This window comes from Robinsoniella sp. RHS, from assembly GCF_001029355.1.
Classification (GTDB): domain Bacteria; phylum Bacillota; class Clostridia; order Lachnospirales; family Lachnospiraceae; genus Robinsoniella; species Robinsoniella peoriensis.
Genome location: NZ_JNGB01000016.1, coordinates 196,170 through 216,299, shown reverse-complemented (window position 1 = coordinate 216,299; position 20,130 = coordinate 196,170). Strand labels below are relative to the sequence as shown.

At 39.1% G+C, this 20,130-nt stretch carries 11 protein-coding genes and 1 pseudogene; 11 read left to right on the top strand and 1 reads right to left on the bottom strand.

Translation table 11 applies throughout. The features are described from left to right. Positions 1-108: 108 nt before the first annotated feature. The 8 genes from RHS_RS09345 to RHS_RS09310 all read left to right on the top strand — a co-directional run bounded on the left by RHS_RS09345 (position 109) and on the right by RHS_RS09310 (position 11,755). The gene (locus RHS_RS09345; protein ID WP_047833016.1) at positions 109-2,835 is read left to right on the top strand and encodes a YfhO family protein; all 2,727 of its coding nucleotides are present in this window, start codon (positions 109-111) and stop codon (positions 2,833-2,835) included. 140 nt (positions 2,836-2,975) lie between these two features. Beyond that, positions 2,976-5,723 carry a YfhO family protein gene (locus RHS_RS09340; protein ID WP_047833015.1) on the top strand — a complete coding sequence of 916 codons (2,748 nt, stop codon included), beginning with the start codon at positions 2,976-2,978 and terminating at the stop codon, positions 5,721-5,723. Between the two features lie 169 nt (positions 5,724-5,892). After that, positions 5,893-6,969 carry a dTDP-glucose 4,6-dehydratase gene (gene rfbB / locus RHS_RS09335; RefSeq protein ID WP_027296812.1) on the top strand — a complete coding sequence of 359 codons (1,077 nt, stop codon included), beginning with the start codon at positions 5,893-5,895 and terminating at the stop codon, positions 6,967-6,969. Positions 6,970-7,033: 64 nt separating this feature from the next. Further along, the gene (gene rfbA, locus RHS_RS09330) at positions 7,034-7,903 is read left to right on the top strand and encodes a glucose-1-phosphate thymidylyltransferase RfbA (protein WP_027296813.1); all 870 of its coding nucleotides are present in this window, start codon (positions 7,034-7,036) and stop codon (positions 7,901-7,903) included. 165 nt (positions 7,904-8,068) lie between these two features. Beyond that, the gene (gene rfbC, locus RHS_RS09325) at positions 8,069-8,620 is read left to right on the top strand and encodes a dTDP-4-dehydrorhamnose 3,5-epimerase (protein WP_047833035.1); all 552 of its coding nucleotides are present in this window, start codon (positions 8,069-8,071) and stop codon (positions 8,618-8,620) included. Between the two features lie 13 nt (positions 8,621-8,633). Then, positions 8,634-9,440 carry an ABC transporter permease gene (locus tag RHS_RS09320; protein WP_027296815.1) on the top strand — a complete coding sequence of 269 codons (807 nt, stop codon included), beginning with the start codon at positions 8,634-8,636 and terminating at the stop codon, positions 9,438-9,440. A gap of 15 nt (positions 9,441-9,455) precedes the next feature. Continuing rightward, positions 9,456-10,751, top strand: a complete 1,296-nt coding sequence (locus RHS_RS09315) for an ABC transporter ATP-binding protein (RefSeq protein ID WP_047833014.1) — start codon at positions 9,456-9,458, stop codon at positions 10,749-10,751. Positions 10,752-10,834: 83 nt separating this feature from the next. Further along, a complete protein-coding gene (locus tag RHS_RS09310; protein WP_027296817.1) occupies positions 10,835-11,755 on the top strand; it encodes a bifunctional 2-polyprenyl-6-hydroxyphenol methylase/3-demethylubiquinol 3-O-methyltransferase UbiG in 921 nt (306 codons plus the stop codon). Between the two features lie 26 nt (positions 11,756-11,781). Here the strand turns inward: RHS_RS09310 and RHS_RS30670 are convergent. Then, positions 11,782-11,853 (bottom strand): annotated as a pseudogene (locus RHS_RS30670) (hypothetical protein); the annotation flags it as partial. Between RHS_RS30670 and RHS_RS30665 the strand changes: the two are divergent. From RHS_RS30665 to RHS_RS09295, 3 genes are read left to right on the top strand one after another with little or no spacing between them, the layout of a single operon-like run. Next, positions 11,831-14,875 (top strand): glycosyltransferase family 2 protein, encoded by a 3,045-nt coding sequence (locus RHS_RS30665; RefSeq protein ID WP_395021894.1) that lies wholly within the window; start codon positions 11,831-11,833, stop codon positions 14,873-14,875. The pseudogene RHS_RS30670 and the gene RHS_RS30665 overlap by 23 nt on opposite strands. 37 nt (positions 14,876-14,912) lie before the next feature. Beyond that, positions 14,913-17,357: a glycosyltransferase gene (locus RHS_RS09300; protein WP_047833013.1), complete on the top strand. Its 2,445-nt coding sequence runs from the start codon at positions 14,913-14,915 to the stop codon at positions 17,355-17,357. A 31-nt stretch (positions 17,358-17,388) separates the two neighbouring features. Then, entirely contained in the window at positions 17,389-20,127 is a 2,739-nt protein-coding gene (locus tag RHS_RS09295; protein ID WP_047833012.1) for a YfhO family protein, read from the top strand. Positions 20,128-20,130 lie beyond the last annotated feature (3 nt).

Sequence of the window (20,130 nt, the reverse complement as noted above, 5' to 3'; positions counted from 1 at the left end):
GAAAGGCTATTGGAATCAGAAGCAGGGGCTTTTGTGAAAGGTAGCCTTTTCTTAACATTTCAGGAAAAGAAATAGGGGAGAATGAGAATACCAAAGTGAGGTTATGAAATGAATAAAATATTTTGTGGGTTAAGGAGCGCTGATTCCGGAAGTTTAAGGAATCAACGGTTTCATTATTATGCGATTTATACAGTACTGTTTATTCCGGTGGCTTTTTTGTGTTTTTTTGGTTTTTTGTTAGATGGTAAATCCTTGATCTGGAAGGTTGATGGTCTGAATCAGCATTACAGTTCTCTGGTTTATTTTGGGAATTATCTAAGAAGTATTATTTCTTCTTTGTTTTCAACGGGGAAGTTATCCATACCTCTCTGGGACGCTAATATAGGATATGGTTCCGATGTTTTAAGTACCTTAAATTATTATGTCATTGGCGATCCGCTAAATCTTTTGTCCGTATTTGTGCCGGAATCCAAAGTGGAATATCTATATGAATTTTTGATATTCCTGAGAATGTATCTGGCAGGTATTGCCTTTTCTGCATATTGCAGAATGATGAAAAAAGGAAGATTCGCAACACTTTGCGGGACTTTTACATATGCATTTTGCGCTTTTGCACTCTATACAGCCGGAAGACATCCGTTTTTTATTAATCCAATGATATATCTGCCGTTGCTGCTAATTGGAATTGAAAAGATTTTTGCAAATAAAAAGCCTTTCTTTTTTATAGGTATGGTTTTTATATCAGGTATCAGTAATTTTTATTTTTTCTATATGCTAAGTATCCTCATAGTAATCTATGCGGTAATCCGATTCTTTTTCATTTATCGTGAGCATCGTGTTAAAAACTTCTTTTTGTGTCTGAGAAATTTTTCGGGTTATTATCTGACAGGGGTGCTGCTGGCATGTGTGGTATTTTTGCCCAATGCACGGGCTTTATTGTCCAGTGAACGTTTTCAGGTGGACAGAGCTTTTCAATGGTTTTATAATATCGATTATTATAAATCGCTGCCCTTTAATCTGCTGTCTTATAAGATGATAAAGAACTGGACACTATTTGGGTGTGCAGCTATTGTAATACCTGCATTACTATTACTGTTTTGGGAATGGAAAAAACATAAAGAGCTGGTAATCGGTTTTGTGGTGTTGTCTGCATTCTTTTTATCTCCGGTGATTGGACGGGTTATGAATGGATTTTCTTATGTTTCAAACAGGTGGTCATGGGGATATTGCTTTTTACTGGCATTCATACTGACAACCATGCTGCCGGATTTATTAAAATTAAAGAAGAAGCAGATTATATTTTTGTCATCCGGGTTAGTCTGCTATTTGATGCTATACCTGTTTCTAACAAGAAAAACAGGTATAGATAAGTCTTTGATACCTTCCTGGATTATTGTGGTAATTACAATTGTTGTTTTGGCAGTATTATCTGTGATGTACACAAAAGGCAGGATTTGCCGAAACAGGATGAAAATATGGTCTTATTTTACCGTTTTTGCTGTAACGGTTTCCAGTATAGTAGTATATGGTAATATGAATTATTTTCCGCGAAATAATAATTGGGATGTTTATGTGACAAAAGGAATGGCTTATCAGGAGGTGGCAAACAGCCAGTCAGGGGCAGCAAACAAGATCGGTGACGATGAGTTTAATCGATTTGAAATTCTGGATCAGGATTCTAATTCTCCGGCTACAAATATGGCGATGCTGAATGGAGTCGCTGGAACCAGCTTTTATTTTAGCCAGTCAGACTGTAATGTATACAGGGCTTTAAGCCAGAACGCCAATCGTTTTTACCACAGTTTTTCTTATAAAAGTCTAGATAACCGTGCGATGCTGGGTACTTTATCAAATGTAAAATATGAAATAATTGAGAAGGGGAAATCAGATAATATTTTTTATGGATATGAACCTTATAGTGATAAAAATACGGAGGGACTGAACTACCAGATATATAAAAACAATTACAGCCTGCCTTTTGGATATACTTATTCCGGTTATATAACTAAGGATGAGTATGAGAATATGAGTCCGTTAAAAAGACAAGAGGCAATGATGCAGGGAGCAGTTCTGGAGCAGGAACCGGCAGGTTTCAATAAAGCAGTCCCCCGATTTTCGGAACGTGAAATACCGTTTCGGATGAAATGCTCGAAAGACATATCCTATAAAAACGGAGTGTTTGTGGTGAAAAAGCCATCAACGGTAACCATAGAATTTGAAGGAGTGGATGCTTCTGAAACCTATCTTTACTTTGAAAGTCTGTTATATCATGGAAAAGGTGACGGCAATTCAATGGCATCTGTCAGTGTAAAAGCAAATGGAATAAGGAAATTTTTATATTTATTAACACCAAATCGCAGATATTTTGAAGGGGTACGCGATCATGCTGTTAATCTGGGATATAATAAAAAGGCATTGAATTCCATCAAAATTAAATTTAAGAATAAGGGAAAATATTCTTTTAAAGACTTGAAAGTGCTTTGCCAGCCAATGGATAATTATATTGGACACGTAGAAGCATTAAAGGAAAATTATCTTCAAAACACAGAGTTTGCTGCGAATAAAATCTCCGGAACGATGGAATTGGATTCGCCAAAGTTACTTTGTCTGACCATTCCATATTCAAAAGGGTGGTCCGCTTATGTAGATGGTAACAAAACAGAGATTTTATGTACGAATACCATGTATAGTGGAATTATGCTGGGCAAGGGAGCACATTTAATAGAATTAAAATATTTTACGCCAGGACTTAAGGCTGGACTTTTTTGTAGTGCGATAGGTGTGATTATTCTAATAGGAATCAAAAAGGGAAAGCGATGGAAAATGAATAAATAATCACGGCAGTTTTTCTTAATATTTCTTAAAAAGGAAAAGACAGATTGCATGTTTTTAATTAATTTGATAGAATTATGATATTTGAAAGTTACTTACAAAAGAGAAGAGTGTGCATTAGATATTAGAAGTGAGGTTATGAAATGGATGGGATAGTAAGTAAGTTAAAGAAATATGATTCCAAAAGTTTGAGGAATCAACGTATCAATTATTATGTAATTTATACGATATTGTTTATCGCAATTGCTTTTGCATGTTTCCTTGGGTTTCTGCTAGATGGGAAATCAATGATTTGGAAAGTTGACGGACTGAATCAGCATTACAGTTCACTGGCGTATTTTGGAAAATATTTAAGAAGTATTATTTCTACATTATTTTCCACAGGAAAATTGTCTATACCTCTTTGGGATCCGCATATAGGATATGGATCAGATGTATTGAATACCTTGAATTACTATGCAATAGGGGATCCACTCAACCTGTTGGCAGTTTTTGTTCCTGCATCAAAAGCGGATTACCTTTATGAGTTTTTAATTCTTTTAAAAATGTATCTTGCAGGAATTGGATTTTCTGCTTTTTGCAGGATGATGAATAAGGGGCGTTTTGCAACGCTTTGCGGAGCTTTTACCTATGCTTTTTGCACATTTGCTCTGTATACAGCAGGGAGACATCCGTTTTTTATCAACCCTATGATATACTTGCCGCTGCTTTTGATTGGAATAGAAAAAATATTTGCAAAGAAAAAACCCTATTTTTTTATTGCTATGGTATTTATATCCGGAATTAGTAATTTTTACTTTTTTTATATGTTAAGTATATTAATTGTAGTTTATGCAATTATCCGATTTTTTTTCATATACCAGGAGCACAGGATCAAGAATTTCTTTTTGTGTCTTAGAAATTTTGCGGGGTATTATATTACCGGAGCGCTGATGGCGTGTGCTCTGTTTTTGCCAAATGCACTGGCGTTAATGTCCAGTGAACGATTTAGTGTAGACCGTGCTTTTCAACTTTTTTATAACAGCCAGTATTATAAAGCGCTGCCATTTAATCTGTTATCAAATAAAATGATCGGTAATTGGACGCTGCTTGGCTGTGCGGTTATTGTAATACCTGCAGTATTTTTGTTAATTCTGGAATGGAAAAAACATAAAGAACTGGCAATTGGGTTTGTGGTTTTGTCTGTATTTTTTATGTTTCCGATTATTGGACGGGCAATGAATGGTTTTTCTTATGCTTCGAACAGATGGGAGTGGGGGTACTGCCTCCTGCTGGCATTTATTCTGACAACAATGATGCCCGATTTACTATGTTTAAAGAAAAAGCAGATAGCATTCATTTCCGGAGGAATTCTTTGTTACCTGCTGATCTACCTGCTCCTGACGATAAACAGGGGGATTGATAAATCTTTAGTTCCATCGTGGATTATACTATTTATTACCCTTGGAGTATTAGCTGCCATATCTCTAAATAAGAAGAAAGACAATATTCTAAAATGCAGTCCAAAGAATCTGTCTTATCTCGCCGTACTTGCTGTGACGGTAGCCAGTATAGCAGTGTATGGCAATCTGGATTATTTTCCGAGAAAGGGTAATCTGGATATTTATGTAACAAGAGGAGAAGCTTACCATGAAGTGGTAAATGGACAGGCCGGGGCAGCGAACAAGATAGGAGACAAAGAGTTTAACCGCTTTGAAATTCTGGATCAGTCCCCCAGTTCTACAGCTGGAAATATGGCAATGCTGAATGGTGTCAGCGGAACCAGTTTTTACCTCAGTCAGTCTGACAGTAACGTATACAATGCTTTAAGTGAAAATGCCAACCGTTTTTACCATAGCTTTTCCTATAAAAGTCTGGATAACCGTGCAATGCTCGGTACTTTATCTAATGTAAAATATGAGATAGTGGAAAAGGGCAAATCCGATAATATATTCTATGGATATGAAACCTATACGGATGAAAAGACGGATGGGCTTGATTATCAGATCTATAAAAATAAATACAGTCTTCCTTTTGGTTACACCTATTCCGGCTATATAACAAAGGAACAGTTTGATAGCCTGAGCCCTCTAAAAAGACAGGAAGCGATGATGCAGGGAGCGGTGTTAGAGCAGAAGGTTACAGATCTGAATGAGGCAGAGCCGCAGTTTACGGAGAAGGAAATACCATTTGAAGTAAAGTGTTCTAAAAATGTTACATACAAAGATGGTGTATTTAAAGTGAAGAAGGAATCTTCCGTGACCATAGAATTTAAGGGAGCAGAAGCATCCGAAACATATCTTTATTTTAAGGATCTGCTTTTTGAAGGAGGCAATGAGCGTAATTCGAAGGCATTAGTCAGCGTAGGGGCTAATGGAATACACAAGTATTTATATTTGCTGTCACCTGATCGAAGATCTTTTGAGGGAATACGGGACCATGCTGTGAACCTTGGCTATAGTAAAGACTCATTGAACTCAATAAAAGTGAAATTCAAAAATAAAGGCAAATATTCATTTAAAGACATGAAAGTTATCTGCCAGCCAATGGATAATTACCCTGCCCAGGCAGGAGAACTGAAAGCAGACCATCTGGAAAACACAGAATTTGCTGCCAACAAAATTTCAGGTACCATTGACCTTGCTTCCTCAAAGCTTCTTTGTCTGACGATACCGTACTCAAAAGGCTGGACAGCTTATGTGGATGGTAAAAAAGCTGAAATTTTGCGTACGAATACCATGTATAGTGGTATTGTACTGAATACGGGGAAGCACGTAGTGGAATTAAGATACTTTACACCAGGACTTAAGGCAGGGCTGCTGTGTACACTGATGGGAGTGGTTTTTTTGGCAGTTATTATTATTTATCATAAAAAGAAAAAATCAGTGAGTACTGATAGAAAATCGGAGTAACTTATCAAAAACGGAAAACAGAAATGGGATAGATAATGGCAGACTGTGTGAAAAATTGCCGAAAACAAATATTCCTTGCTGTAACCTGCAATATTTGATATAATACCCGTAGCGCAATTCAAAACAGCGCATTTTGGCGCTTTATAAACAAAATTTGGAGGAATAAAAAGTGAGAACATATCTGGTAACAGGAGGGGCAGGCTTTATAGGCTCTAATTATATTCATTATATGTTTAAGAAATATGACAGCGAAATTCGTATCATCAATGTGGACTGTCTGACCTATGCAGGAAATCTTGAGAATTTAAGAAGTGTAGAAAACCGTGATAATTATACCTTTGTAAAGGCTGATATCTGTGACAGTGATGCCATTATGAAGATTTTTGCAGAAAATGATATTGACCGTGTGGTTCATTTTGCGGCGGAGAGCCATGTAGACAGAAGTATTAAGAACCCGGAAGTATTTGTTAAAACAAATGTGTTAGGAACTCTGGTGATGTTAAATGCGGCGAAGGCAGCCTGGGAGCTCCCGGACGGAACTTTTAAGGAAGGCAAAAAATTCCTGCATGTATCTACGGATGAGGTATACGGCTCCTTGGAAAAAGAGGATGAGTTCTTCTATGAGACAACTCCTTATGATCCGCACAGCCCATATTCCGCAAGTAAAGCTTCTTCCGATATGCTTGTAAAATCTTATATGGATACTTATAAGTTCCCGGCAAATATTACGAACTGCAGTAATAACTATGGACCTTACCAGTTCCCGGAAAAACTCATTCCGCTGATTATCAACAATGCCCTGCAGGGCAAGAAACTTCCTGTGTATGGTGACGGCAAGAACGTAAGAGACTGGTTATATGTAGAAGACCATGCAAAGGGAATCGATATGGTTCAGGAACAGGGAAGACTTTTTGAAACCTATAATATAGGCGGACACAACGAAAAACAGAATATAGAGATTATTCATATTATCCTGAACACGCTGCAGGAAATGCTGCCCGAAGGGGATCCAAGAAAAGAATTAGTCAGTGAAAATCTGATTACTTACGTGGAAGACCGTAAAGGACATGACAGACGATATGCAATCGCACCGGATAAAATTAAAGCTGAAATCGGCTGGTATCCGGAGACGAAATTTGAAGATGGCATTAAGCTGACAATCAAATGGTTCTTTGAAAATGAAGATTGGATGAAAAATGTGACCAGTGGTGATTATCAGAAATATTACCAAGAAATGTACAAATAAGAAAGCATATAGCAGTGCCCGTACCAAGGCACTGCTCGTTTGCGTTAAATAGGAGGATTATAGAATGAAGGGTATTATATTAGCAGGCGGTTCCGGAACAAGATTGTATCCGCTTACAAAGTCAATTTCAAAACAGATTATGCCGGTTTATGATAAACCGATGATTTACTACCCGTTGTCCATTTTGATGCTGGCCGGAATCAAAGAAATTTTAATCATATCTACACCAAGGGATATTACGGTTTTCGAAGATTTGCTGGGAGATGGTTCACAATTGGGACTCCAGATGTCCTATGCTGTACAGACGGAGCCCAGAGGATTGGCAGATGCTTTTATTGTTGGTGAAGAATTTATCGGAAAAGATAGTGTTGCGCTGATTTTGGGAGATAATATATTTTATGGTCAGAGTTTCTCTAAAATTTTAAGAGATGTAGCATCAAGAGAAAAAGGTGCTACTATTTTCGGATACTATGTCAGAGATCCAAGAGAATATGGTGTGGTAGAATTTGATGAAGATGGGAAAGCTTTATCTATTGAAGAAAAACCGGAACATCCAAAGTCGAACTATGCAGTTCCCGGATTGTATTTTTATGACAATGATGTAGTGGAAATTGCGAAAAACGTAAAACCGTCAGCCAGAGGGGAAATCGAAATCACCAGTGTCAACAATGAATATTTAAGGAGAGGTACCCTTCATGTAGAGACCCTTGGTAGAGGATTTGCGTGGCTGGATACCGGAAACCATGATTCACTGTTGGATGCAGCAGATTTCGTTGCGGCATTCCAGAAACGTCAAGGCCTTTATATTTCCTGCATTGAGGAAATTGCTTACCGCAGAGGATTTATAAACAAAGAGCAGTTGATTGAACTCGCTCAGCCGCTTCTCAAGACGGAATATGGCCAGTATCTTATGGAGATTGCAAACGGTCTGTAAAATTTCCGGCAGTCCATATATTTTATTATTAAGATTTTTACGCAGATGAAAAAGGTAAAGGCTGAAAGAAAATTATGATACAGAAAGGAAGCCACGATGTAATTCTTTCAGTGTATTATTGTGGCAGTATTGCAGGCTTGCCTGCAATATACAATGGGTAAAAAAATGGGTAAGATTACAGTAGAGACATGTGATATAGAAGGTTTAAAAGTGATTACACCTGCCGTTTTTGGCGATGAACGTGGTTATTTTATGGAGACATACAATTATAATGACTATAAAGAAGCAGGGATTGACATGGAATTTGTTCAGGACAATCAGTCAATGTCTAAAAAAGGTGTACTGCGTGGTTTACATTTTCAGATTAATTTTCCTCAGGACAAATTAGTTCGTGTTGTTTCCGGCGAAGTATTTGATGTTGCCGTGGACTTAAGGGAAGGATCTAAAACTTATGGAAAATGGTTTGGTGTAGTGCTTTCGGCAGAAAATAGAAAGCAGTTTTTTATACCGAAGAATTTTGCACATGGCTTTGTTGTATTGTCTGACACTGCAGAGTTTGCTTATAAATGTACGGATTTTTATCATCCGAATGATGAAGGCGGACTGGCATGGAACGATTCTGAAATTGGGGTTGAATGGCCGATTCCTGCTGATATGCAGCTCATTATTTCTGACAAAGATCAGAAGTGGGGCGGCATTGCGACACTGAAGAAATAATAGAGGTAGTTAAATGTTAAGTAGAATATTTTCCCTGCCGGCGGAACTTTACCAGAATCGTAAACTGGTAATGCAGCTGGCAAAAAATGATTTTAAAACGAAATATGCAGGATCTTATCTTGGGATTATCTGGGCATTTGTCCAGCCGATTGTAACAGTTCTTGTATATGCGTTTGTATTTTCCAAATTAAGATCCGGACCGGTGCGGGACGTGCCATTTGTTTTATGGCTGGTTGCTGGTCTGGTGCCATGGTTTTTCTTTTCGGACGGACTAAACAATGGGACGAATGCTTTTATCGAGTACAGCTATCTGGTTAAGAAAGTAGTTTTTAAGATTAGTATTCTTCCCGTTGTAAAAGTAATATCTGCATTGTTTGTACATTTGTTCTTTATTTTAGTGGTTCTTTTTATGTATACGGTGTCGGGACACTATCCAACCCTTTATGCTCTGCAGATTATTTATTATACTTTCTGTATGTTTGTAATGGTATTGGCACTGTCTTATGTAACCAGTGCAATTGTTATTTTTTTCAGGGATTTAACCCAGATTATCAATATTGTTTTACAGGTAGGAGTCTGGATGACACCGATTATGTGGAATTTTGAGGATTTGCGCATAACAGGGATACTGGCAGTGATCTTTAAACTGAATCCAATGTATTATATTGTGTTTGGCTACCGCGAAGCTTTAATTGATAAAGTAGGCTTTTGGAATCATCCCTGGCAGACACTTTATTTCTGGGTTTTTACAGCAGTAATATTCTTAATAGGTGCCAAGCTTTTTAGAAAATTAAAGGTACATTTTGCAGATGTTTTGTAGGAAGAGGTAGAATAAATGGATGAAATAGCGATTAAGGTAGAAGACCTTACGAAAATATATAAGTTGTATGACAAGCCTTCCGACCGGTTGAAGGAATCACTGGGCCTTAGCAAGAAAAAAGTCCTTTCCAGAGACCATTATGCACTGCAGCATGTCAGTTTTGATGTAATAAAAGGTGAGACGATAGGTATTATCGGAACCAATGGCTCCGGTAAGTCTACGATTTTAAAGATTATCACAGGTGTGTTAAATCCAAGCGGCGGAAACCTGACGGTAAACGGCAGAATTTCGGCTTTGTTGGAGCTGGGTGCCGGATTTAATATGGAATACACTGGTATTGAAAATATATATCTGAATGGAACCATGATCGGTTTCACAAGAGAAGAGATTGAAAAAAAGATGGATGATATCCTGGAGTTTGCGGATATTGGTGAATTTATTCATCAGCCGGTTAAAACCTATTCCAGCGGTATGTTTGTCCGTCTGGCATTTGCAGTAGCGATTAATATAGAACCTGAGATTTTGATTGTAGATGAGGCGCTTTCCGTTGGAGATGTATTTTTCCAGACGAAGTGTTATCGTAAGTTTGAAGACTTCAAGAAGATGGGGAAGACGATTCTTCTGGTAAGCCACGATCTGAGCAGCATCAGCAAATACTGTGACCGGGTTATTCTTTTAAACAAAGGCAAGAAGCTTGCAGAAGGCGTGCCAAAACAGATGGTGGACATGTATAAGAAGGTTCTGGTAAACCAACTGGATCTGGATGCACAAGGGAAGCTGACGGAAGTTGTGCCGGAGAAAAAACCTGTTTTAGCATCGGATATAGAGAATCAGGAAGAATGGAATCCGTCCTTTGATGTGAATCCGCATATTAATGAATATGGTGATAAGAAGGCCGAAATAATCGGATTTAATATATTAGATGAAAAAGGAATGTCCAGCAACACCATTGAAAAAGGAAGTTTGTGCACGATTCAGATGCGTGTGAAATTTCATGATAAGATTCATGATCCGATTTATGCATTTACCATTACCGATCTGAAAGGGACAGATATTACCGGAACCAACAGCTTATTTGAAAAAGTAAATGTACAGAGTAAAGGACCGGGAGAGTATCAGGAAATTGCATTTACCCAGCGTATGGATATGCAGGGCGGGGAATATATGCTTTCCCTTGGATGCACGGGATATGACCAGGTAGATTTTGTTGTACATCACAGGCTGTATGAGGTATGCAATCTGACAATCGTATCGACCAAGAACACAGTTGGTTTCTATGATGCGAATTCAAAAGTTGCGTTATTGAATTAGAGCGTGGAAGATCCAGGCTTTATGCTCTGGATGTGTGCTTCGAATAACGATACATCCGATACGGGAAGGGGAAAGGATTGACAATGCAGGAACAGGTGGGAAAAGTTCGTCTGGATTATAAATATTATCCGGGTGAAGATTTGTACAGCGACGGCAAAATTGAAGATATGCTTCTGGAAATTGCAAGCCGTTATGAAGAAGAGGAATTAAATCAGGTAATTGCAGACAGCAGGGATTGGTCGGTGTTATACCATATGTCTCATATCAGACAAAATATCATTGACTGGTTTCCGTTTCATAAACAGGGAGAGGTTCTGGAAATCGGCTCCGGATGCGGAGCGATTACGGGGGCATTGGCACGCAGGGCAAAAGAAGTTACCTGCATAGAACTGTCCAAAAAGAGAAGCCTGATCAATGCTAACCGTAACAGGCATTATGACAATATTAATATATGTGTTGGAAATTTTCAGGATATAGAAAAAAGTCTGGAAAAGAAATTTGATTATATAACTTTGATTGGTGTATTTGAGTATGCGGAAGGCTATATTGGAACGGATGAACCATACACAGAGTTTTTGCGTTTGATCGGAAGCCATTTAAAACCAGGTGGGAAAGTGATTATTGCTATTGAAAACCGTTTGGGGCTGAAATACTGGGCAGGCTGTAGAGAAGACCATGTAGGAACTTATTTTGAAGGCTTGGAAAACTATCCCAATACCAGCGGAGTGCATACTTTTTCCAAACCGGAACTGGAAGATATATTTAAAGAGGCTGGTTTTGCTGAGGCGGATTTCTATTATCCATATCCGGACTACAAGCTTCCGATGACAATATATTCAGATGAATATCTCCCGAAAAAAGGAGAATTGAATACAAATATCTGGAATTTTGACAGAGAACGGCTCCTTTTATTCGATGAAGAAAAAGTTTTTGATTCTTTGATAGACAGCCGATTGTTTCCGTTGTATTCCAATTCATACCTGGCTATCTTAGAGCGTGTTTGAAAATTCATTCCCGTCATCTGCATGCCCCGCTTTGCGGTCTGAATTTGCCAAATCAGAAAGGAACAAATAATTATTATGAAGAAAGTGGTATATTCCAAATTCTCAAATGAAAGAAGTAAAGCATTTGATATTCGTACAGATATCCTGATTGACGAACATAAGAAAAAAACGGTCCGTAAGGTACCCTGCTATGAGGAGGGAATTCCTCATGTGAATAATATAAAGAGGTGGTACGATGAACTGTCACAGATGTTTCATGGTACGAAGATTTCGGTTAATCATTGTGCATTGACTGAAGAAGGTGTCGAACTGGAATATCTGGAGGGGATGTATACTTTAGAAGAGGGGCTGCATCAACTTTGGCAGTCCGGTAAAAAAGATAAAGCGATGAAGTATCTGAATATCTATATTGAGATCATACGTGAAAGTGCTACAGAGCCCTTTCGGATGACGGAAGAATTCAGAGAAATATTCGGCAATCCTTGTCTTCCGGAGAATCAGTATTCTATGCCGGTATCCAATATCGATATGGTACTGGGTAATATTCTGGTGGGCAAAGGCTGGAATCTGATTGATTATGAATGGACCTTTGCTTTTCCGATTCCGGTAGACTTTGTGATTTTCCGTGTTCTTCATTATTTTTTACACGGAAATGAAGATATATCGAAGAATGATCTGACACAATATTACCGGCAGGAAGGTATCTGTCCGGACCAAATTCCGGTTTATCTGGAGATGGAGAAATCTTTTCAGGATTATGTAGTTCGCGGACATGTACCAATTCGTGAGATGTACAGCTCTATTTCTCAGGGATTTATTGACCTGAGAGGGGACGGTCTGGGAGTTAACTATCATCCAAAGACAAAGTTTGTAAGCACCTTGTATTATTCCGGGGGAGAAGTCTTTTCAGAGGAGCGGTCCTTACATCAGAAATTATATTTAGATAAAGAAGGCAGTTTTTCGGTTACCTTTGAAATTGAGAATCCGGGAGATATCGGTATGCTCAGGTGGGACCCTCTGGAACGGGAAATCTGCTGCTGCAGAATAGATAACATCATTTCTGAGTGTATGACACAGTTAGAACCTATGAACGGATTCCATCAGGGAGATGGAGATGTTTTCTGGGATTATGACCCGGCTTATATCATCCATGGCAACTTTAAAGAATTGCGTTCCATTACCATTCAGGGACATATCGATATCCTGGATGAAAGAGAAATGGTTAAAAATCTGAAAGCACAGAGAAAAGAGCTGACAGAGCTGCGTGAAAAGGCCCATCGCTATCATGACAAGGGAAAAGAGCTGCAGGATCAGCTGCATGCCCTGAGACAGACAAAAGGCTTTCAGGCGATGGAAAAAATGCGTACGGCACGAAATTATGCCAAGTTTAAGGCAAAGCAGATGATGCCGCAAAAGCCGGACACAGAAGCTGTAAAACCGAAAACACCTTACCAGAACTGGTTTGAGGCTCAGCTTCCAACACAGGCTCAGTTAGAAAGCCAGAGAAAGCATCAGTTTCTCTATAAACCAGTGATCAGTATTTTGGTTCCCACGTATAATACACCGCTGAAATATCTCCATGAGATGATAGAATCTGTACAGTCACAGACCTATGGAAAGTGGGAGTTATGTATTGCAGACGGCAGCTGTGGAAATAAAGAACTGGAAGAGGCATTTGAGTCATATGCGAAAAAGGATGCCAGAATCAAATATGTTTTGCTGGACAGTAATAAAGGAATATCTGAGAATACCAATGGGGCAATCCCTTTGGCAACCGGTGATTATATAGCACTTTTAGATCATGATGATGTTTTGGCACCCAATGCGCTCAGTGAAATGGTGCAGGCACTGCAGGATAAGAAGACAGATATTGTATATTCGGATGAAGATAAGGTAAATGCAGATTTGACCGAACATATGGATCCCAATCTGAAGCCGGACTTTAGCCTTGACCTTTTGCGCTCCCATAATTATATCACCCACCTCTTTGTAGTGAAAAGTTCTATATTCCATGAAGTGGGAGGATTCCGTAAAGAATTTGACGGAGCACAGGATTATGATCTGATGTTCCGGTGCATCGAAAAGGCAAAAGTGATCAAGCATGTTCCTAAAATTCTTTATTATTGGAGAATGCACAGCAATTCTACTGCTGAGAATCCGGAAAGCAAAATGTATGCATATGAAGCCGGAAGAAAAGCGATCGAAGAGCACCTGAAACGGGTGGGAGTTAAAGCGGATGTGGAAAGAATGGATCTCTGGGGAATGAATCATGTAAAATATCATACGCCGGGTGATCCCCTTGTTTCCATTATTATACCAAATAAAGATCATACAAAAGATCTGGATCTTTGCGTGCGCTCTATTCTGGAGAAAAGTAATTATAAAAATATTGAATTTATTGTTGTGGAAAATAACAGTCAGAAGAAAGATACTTTCTCCTATTACGAGAAGCTTTCCCAGGAATTTAAAAATGTTCATGTGATTACCTGGGAGAGCGGATTTAATTATTCCGCCATCAATAACTTTGGTGTGAAGCATGCAAAAGGAGATTATCTGCTGTTTTTAAACAACGATACGGAATTAATCAGTCCGGATGGCATTCGTGAAATGCTGGGCTGCTGTATGAGAGAAGAAGTTGGATGCGTAGGAGCGAAATTGCTGTTTGCAGATGATACGGTTCAACATGCCGGTATTGTACTGGGATTTGGCGGATTTGCAGGACACGTCTTTTCCGGTATCGGGAAGGATGACTTAGGTTTTATGCTCCGCCCTGTAATTAACTGTAATTATAGTGCCGTTACGGCTGCATGTATGATGGTGCGCCGTGAGGTTTTTGAAGAAGTTGGATGTTTTAATGAAGATTTTGCAGTAGCATTAAATGACGTGGAATTCTGTATGAAAGTGCGCGCGAAAAAGTATCTGATTGTTTATAATGCTTTTTCACTGTGGCACCATTATGAATCCAAGTCCAGAGGCTACGAGGATACGCCGGAAAAACAGGCGCGTTTCCAGAAAGAAGTAGAGAAGTTCCGTTCTGTTTGGGGCCCGGTTGTAGATGCGGGTGATCCTTATTACAATCAGAATTTCTCAGTAAACCGTGCGCCATTTACCCTTTGGTAATCAGGCAGTATGGGGTGACGAATTTAGGAGGATACGGATGGACAGATTGTTTAATGTACAGATAGCCAGATTTCATCTGGAACACAGGGACTGCTATGTATTGCAGGGAATTTGTGAAGGAGATGAAATCACCGATAAAAATATTTCTGCATTTATGGACCGGAAGCGGCTTCCTGTGAAAGTTACGAACTTATCGGGGATAGAGGTACGGAAAAAGTATCTGGCAAAGGGGCTGGAAATAGACCGGGAATATTTTATATGGATTAAACTTCCGAAAGAAATGGGCTCCCACAAAAAGTTATCCGTTTTCCAAAAGACAGAGGAGGAACAGAAGCGGATTTACAGGCTTCCTGTTTCCAACCTTTTAAAGCAGCAAAAAGAAGTGAATTTCTGTATTGATGCTATTCGTGCAGGAGCGGATGGGAAAATGTCCGTAAGTGGCTGGGCAGCGTCGATAGAACCTTATCAAGTTGAACTTAAGGACAGTAAAGGCTGTGAAATAGATGCAGAAATAAAATTCCACGAGCGTGTGGATCTGGCTGGTAATTTTCCTGAGGGGCATCTCTGCAATCAGGCCGGGTTCCAGCTGGAATATAGGAAACCGGCTTCGAAGGTGAAGATTACCGTTACAGCATGTGGGCTTAGTTCCGGCTATACGGTGGGTTCTTCTGCTGCCGGAAAATCAGGACAGCCATCGTATTTAACAAAAGGTATCGCCTATCTGAAACGAAACGGTCTGGAGCGTGCCATGAAACGTACGATTGAAAAAGTAATGCGTGTGGATATGAATATTGAAGAAAACTATGGAAAATGGCGCAGGAAACATTTGATTTCCAGAGAAGAACTGGAAGAACAAAGGCGCACCAAGTTCGGGCTCAGACCCCTGATCAGTATCGTAGTACCATTATATAAGACACCCCTTCCTTATTTAAAGGAATTTGTGGAATCCGTACAAAACCAGACTTACGAGAACTTTGAACTATGTCTCTCAGATGGAAGCGGGGAGGATTCGCCTCTCGCTGAAACATTAAATGAAATGCAGAAAAAGGATTCCAGAATCAAGGTCATTTATCCGAAAAAGCAAATGCAGATTTCAGAAAATACTAATTATGCAATTCAGATTGCTACGGGAAATTATATTGCGTTTGCAGATCATGACGATTTACTGGCGCCGGAGGCGCTGTTTGAGTGTGTGAAAGCAATCAATAAAAATCCCCGTATTGACGTGCTTTATTCGGATGAAGATAAAATTACTATGAATGGAAAAGAATATTTCCAGCCTCATTTCAAATCAGATTTCAATATTGATTTACTATGCAGTATGAATTATATCAGTCATTTATTTGTTGTAAAAAAAGAACTTTTAAAACAGGTGGGATGCCTGCGTCAGGAGTTTGACGGAGCACAGGATTACGACTTTATTTTAAGATGTGCAGAGCAGGCAAAAGAGATCTGGCATATACCGAAAGTACTTTATCATTGGCGTGCACATAAGGATTCCACTGCTGAGAATCCCGAGAGCAAGCTTTATGCTTTTGAGGCGGGAACACGGGCAGTGCAGGCGCATTACGACAGGCTTGGCATCGAAGCAGTTGTTTCAAGTGGAGCATATCTGGGGCTTTATAAGACCCGGTTTGTAATGCCGGAGGAGAAACCTCTGATCTCAGTAATCATACCGAATAAAGACCATTCTGCTGATTTAGATAAATGTGTCCGTTCCATTTTAACCAAATCGGCTTATCCTAATATAGAATTTATTATTGTGGAAAATAACAGCAGTGAAAAAGAAACATTTGATTATTACCGAAAACTGGAAGCAGAGCTTGCATGTGCGCATGTTGTCTGCTGGAAAGATGTATTTAACTACTCCAGCATCAATAATTTTGGTGTGAGACATGCAAAAGGAAGCTACTTACTGTTTTTAAATAATGATACGGAGATTATTAATGAAGATTGTCTGGAAGAAATGCTGGGCTACTGTATGCGGGATGATGTGGGAGCCGTAGGAGCCAGACTGTATTTTGAGGATAATACCATTCAGCATGCAGGCGTTATCATTGGATTTGGCGGGATTGCAGGGCATGCATTTATCGGGAGCAGACGTGATGATAATGGATATTTTTCCAGAATTATCTGTGCGGCTGATTTAAGCGCAGTAACAGCGGCATGCATGATGGTAAAAAGAAGTGTATTTGAAGAAGCCGGAGGGTTTGACGAGAACCTTCAGGTTGCATTTAATGATATAGATTTTTGTCTGAAAGTCAGGGCACTTGGTAAGTTAGTGGTGTATAACCCGTATGCAGAACTTTACCACTATGAGTCCAAGTCCAGGGGATATGAGGATACCCCCGATAAAGTCCAGAGGTTTAACAGGGAAGCCAACAGGTTTCTTGCTAAGTGGCCGGATATCCTGGAAAAAGGGGATCCTTATTATAATGTGAATTTATCGTTAGACAAGGCGGATTTCTCGTTGAAGATTTAATTAGGGAGAATTTCAGCAAGGGGAGTAACGTATGATACAGGAAAAAAATACAAGCAGTTTTAAGACGGCAGGGATTCTAAGCCTGATCATTTTAGGTGCCTGTCTTCTTATTTTTCAGAGTTATATATTTGGAAATGAAACCTTTGTCTTTGGAGACATAGGTTCTGATACAAAGCAGCAGTATCTGATGCAGTATAATACTATTGTGAATCATTTGCGAAACGGAAGTTTTTCTCTGTGGGATTTCAACAATGGTTTTGGGGTAAATATGTTTGGACTGAACCTGACAGATCCCTTTTTGATGGTGCTTTACCTGTTGGGTGTCGTGTTTGGACCGGAGCATCTGGCTTCGTATCTGGTATATTTCCAGATTTTTAAGATACTTCTTGCAGGTATCGCAGTCTATTATTATTTATCCTGCTTTTCACTTTCAGAATATGCAAAGTCTATTGCAGGATTTATGTATGCATTCAGCGGCTTCATGGTGGTCTGGGGGCAGCATTATCAATTTGCTACGGTAGTTGTCTTCTTTCCCCTGCTCTTACTCTGCATAGAAAAAACACTGGTATGTAAAAAATACAAACTGATTCTTGCCGCAGTCTCCGGTATTATTGTATTTGGAAGCTTATATTGGGGATATATGTGTCTGCTTGGAGGCGGCATATATTTATGTTTCCGGCTGATTCAGCTGAATGGATGGAAGCTTAAAGAAAAAATCATGCTTTTATTCAGTGATGGATGCTTTATGCTGTTAGGCGTGGGAATGGGAGCCATTAATCTTTTTCCGGTTGCCGCACTTTTGTTTGGAACAAGTGCAAGGCTGGCCTCCACCACGAGCCTTTCACAGCGGTTGCTGGCTTCTTTCAGTCTTTGGCCTAAAGATTACTATAAGACAGCATTATACAATCTGTTTTCCAGTAACCTGCAGTCGGGATCCACATATTCTTACAGTGGATTTTCAAATTATTATGAAGATATCCACCTGTTTTTATCTACCTTGTTTGTAATATTGTTATTTCAGTATTTGTTTACTATTCACAGGCAGAATACAGATAAAAAGCATAAAATAACCCAATATGCGGCAGTTATACTGATTGCAGTCAGCATTGGTCTGAAATGCGGAAGTATTATATTCAATGGATTTTCTTATGAATTCTCAAGGCACAGCTTTTTATTTATGCCGCTTTTCGCACTGGTCAGCGGGATGATGCTGGACCGGATTATAAAAGAAAGAAAATTAAATATTTTGGGGCTGGCTGCAGCATGTATTGGAATTATTGCGGTATATGGGAAGGCCTATACATATCTGAAAGAAGCAGGATATGGTGAAAATGCCTTTTTTATGCTTGTGACAGGAATAGGCATGGCAGTTGTCCTGTGGCTGTTTGTTCAGAAAAAATGGAAGATACCTTCCGGTAATCTCTATTTAATGCTGGTGGTTCTGTTATTTTTTAATGTCACCAGTGATACGGCATTAAATTATAAGAATAGGGATACGGTAAAGAAAGATGATACTTCTTATTTTGAAGGCACATATCATTCTTCCGTAGAGGAAGCGCTGGCATATTTAAAATCTATTGATTCTTCTTTTTACAGAGTAGAAAAGGATTTTATCTCTGCTTCCCACAGTATGGATTCGCTGGCGCAGTATTATCATGGGGTCAGTACTTATAATTCTACCCAGAATGGAAATATAGCAGCATTTGTAGACCGTGTATGGCCTCAGTTGTACAGTTTGGGGGATATCAATCATTACCAGTTTAAAAATGCGGTTCATGACAGTGATCTGGCAGCTCTTTGTAATGTGAAATACATTTTGACTAAGACAAAGGATTTAAATGTGGACGGCTATCAGTTTTTGCGTGAAGTGGGAGATATTTATATTTATAGAAATCAGAAAACCTCCTCCCTTGGTAAATTCTTTACAAAGACCATGGACGAAGATGCATTTACCGCAAAGCGAAGCCAGTTTGATGTAGAAGGTTTATTGTCGGAGGTTCTGGTACTGGATGAATCGGAAAGCCAAAAGAAGAGCGCTTTTCGGATTTCTGACAAACAATTAAAGGAATATCAGAAGAAAAAAGCAGCAGATTTGATTGCGTATGATAAAATAGATACGTCCGTATGCCAGGCAGGTAATCATGAAATTACAACCTATGACCAGCACTTTATTCATCTTCCGGTTAATCAGAAATCATTACAAAAATACCAGAGAGCAAAGCTTGAATTTACAATCGAGGTAGATTTCCCGACCTATGTGGAAATAAGTACAAACGATGACCGCCCTTACAGAGTGTATGTGAGAAAAGACGAACCGAAGAATATAGCATTAAACATTTTGCCGGATACGGAAAATATTACGATACAGATCAATGAAGGAAAAGTAAATGCAAAGCTGACAAATTTGAACGCTTACGGATATAAAGACTCTATTGTATACGATGAAGAAGCAAATATTGAAATTACAGATCCGAAGCGGGACAGTATGATTACAGGTAAAATTGAAGCACCGGTAAATGGTATGGTGATGCTGGCAATTCCTTTTGAAAAAGGGTGGTCCGTTTATCTGGACGGAAACAGGCAGGAAATAAAAAGGGCGGATTATGGCTTTATTGCCTTTGAAACTCCAGCGGGAAGCCATGAGGTGAAAATAGTATTTGATCCCCCTTTATTTAAAGAAGGAGTCATTGTAAGCATCATAAGCAGTATCATATTTATATCAATGCTGGTATGGAACATAAGGATAAGCAGAAATAGGAAAGAAGAGTAGTAA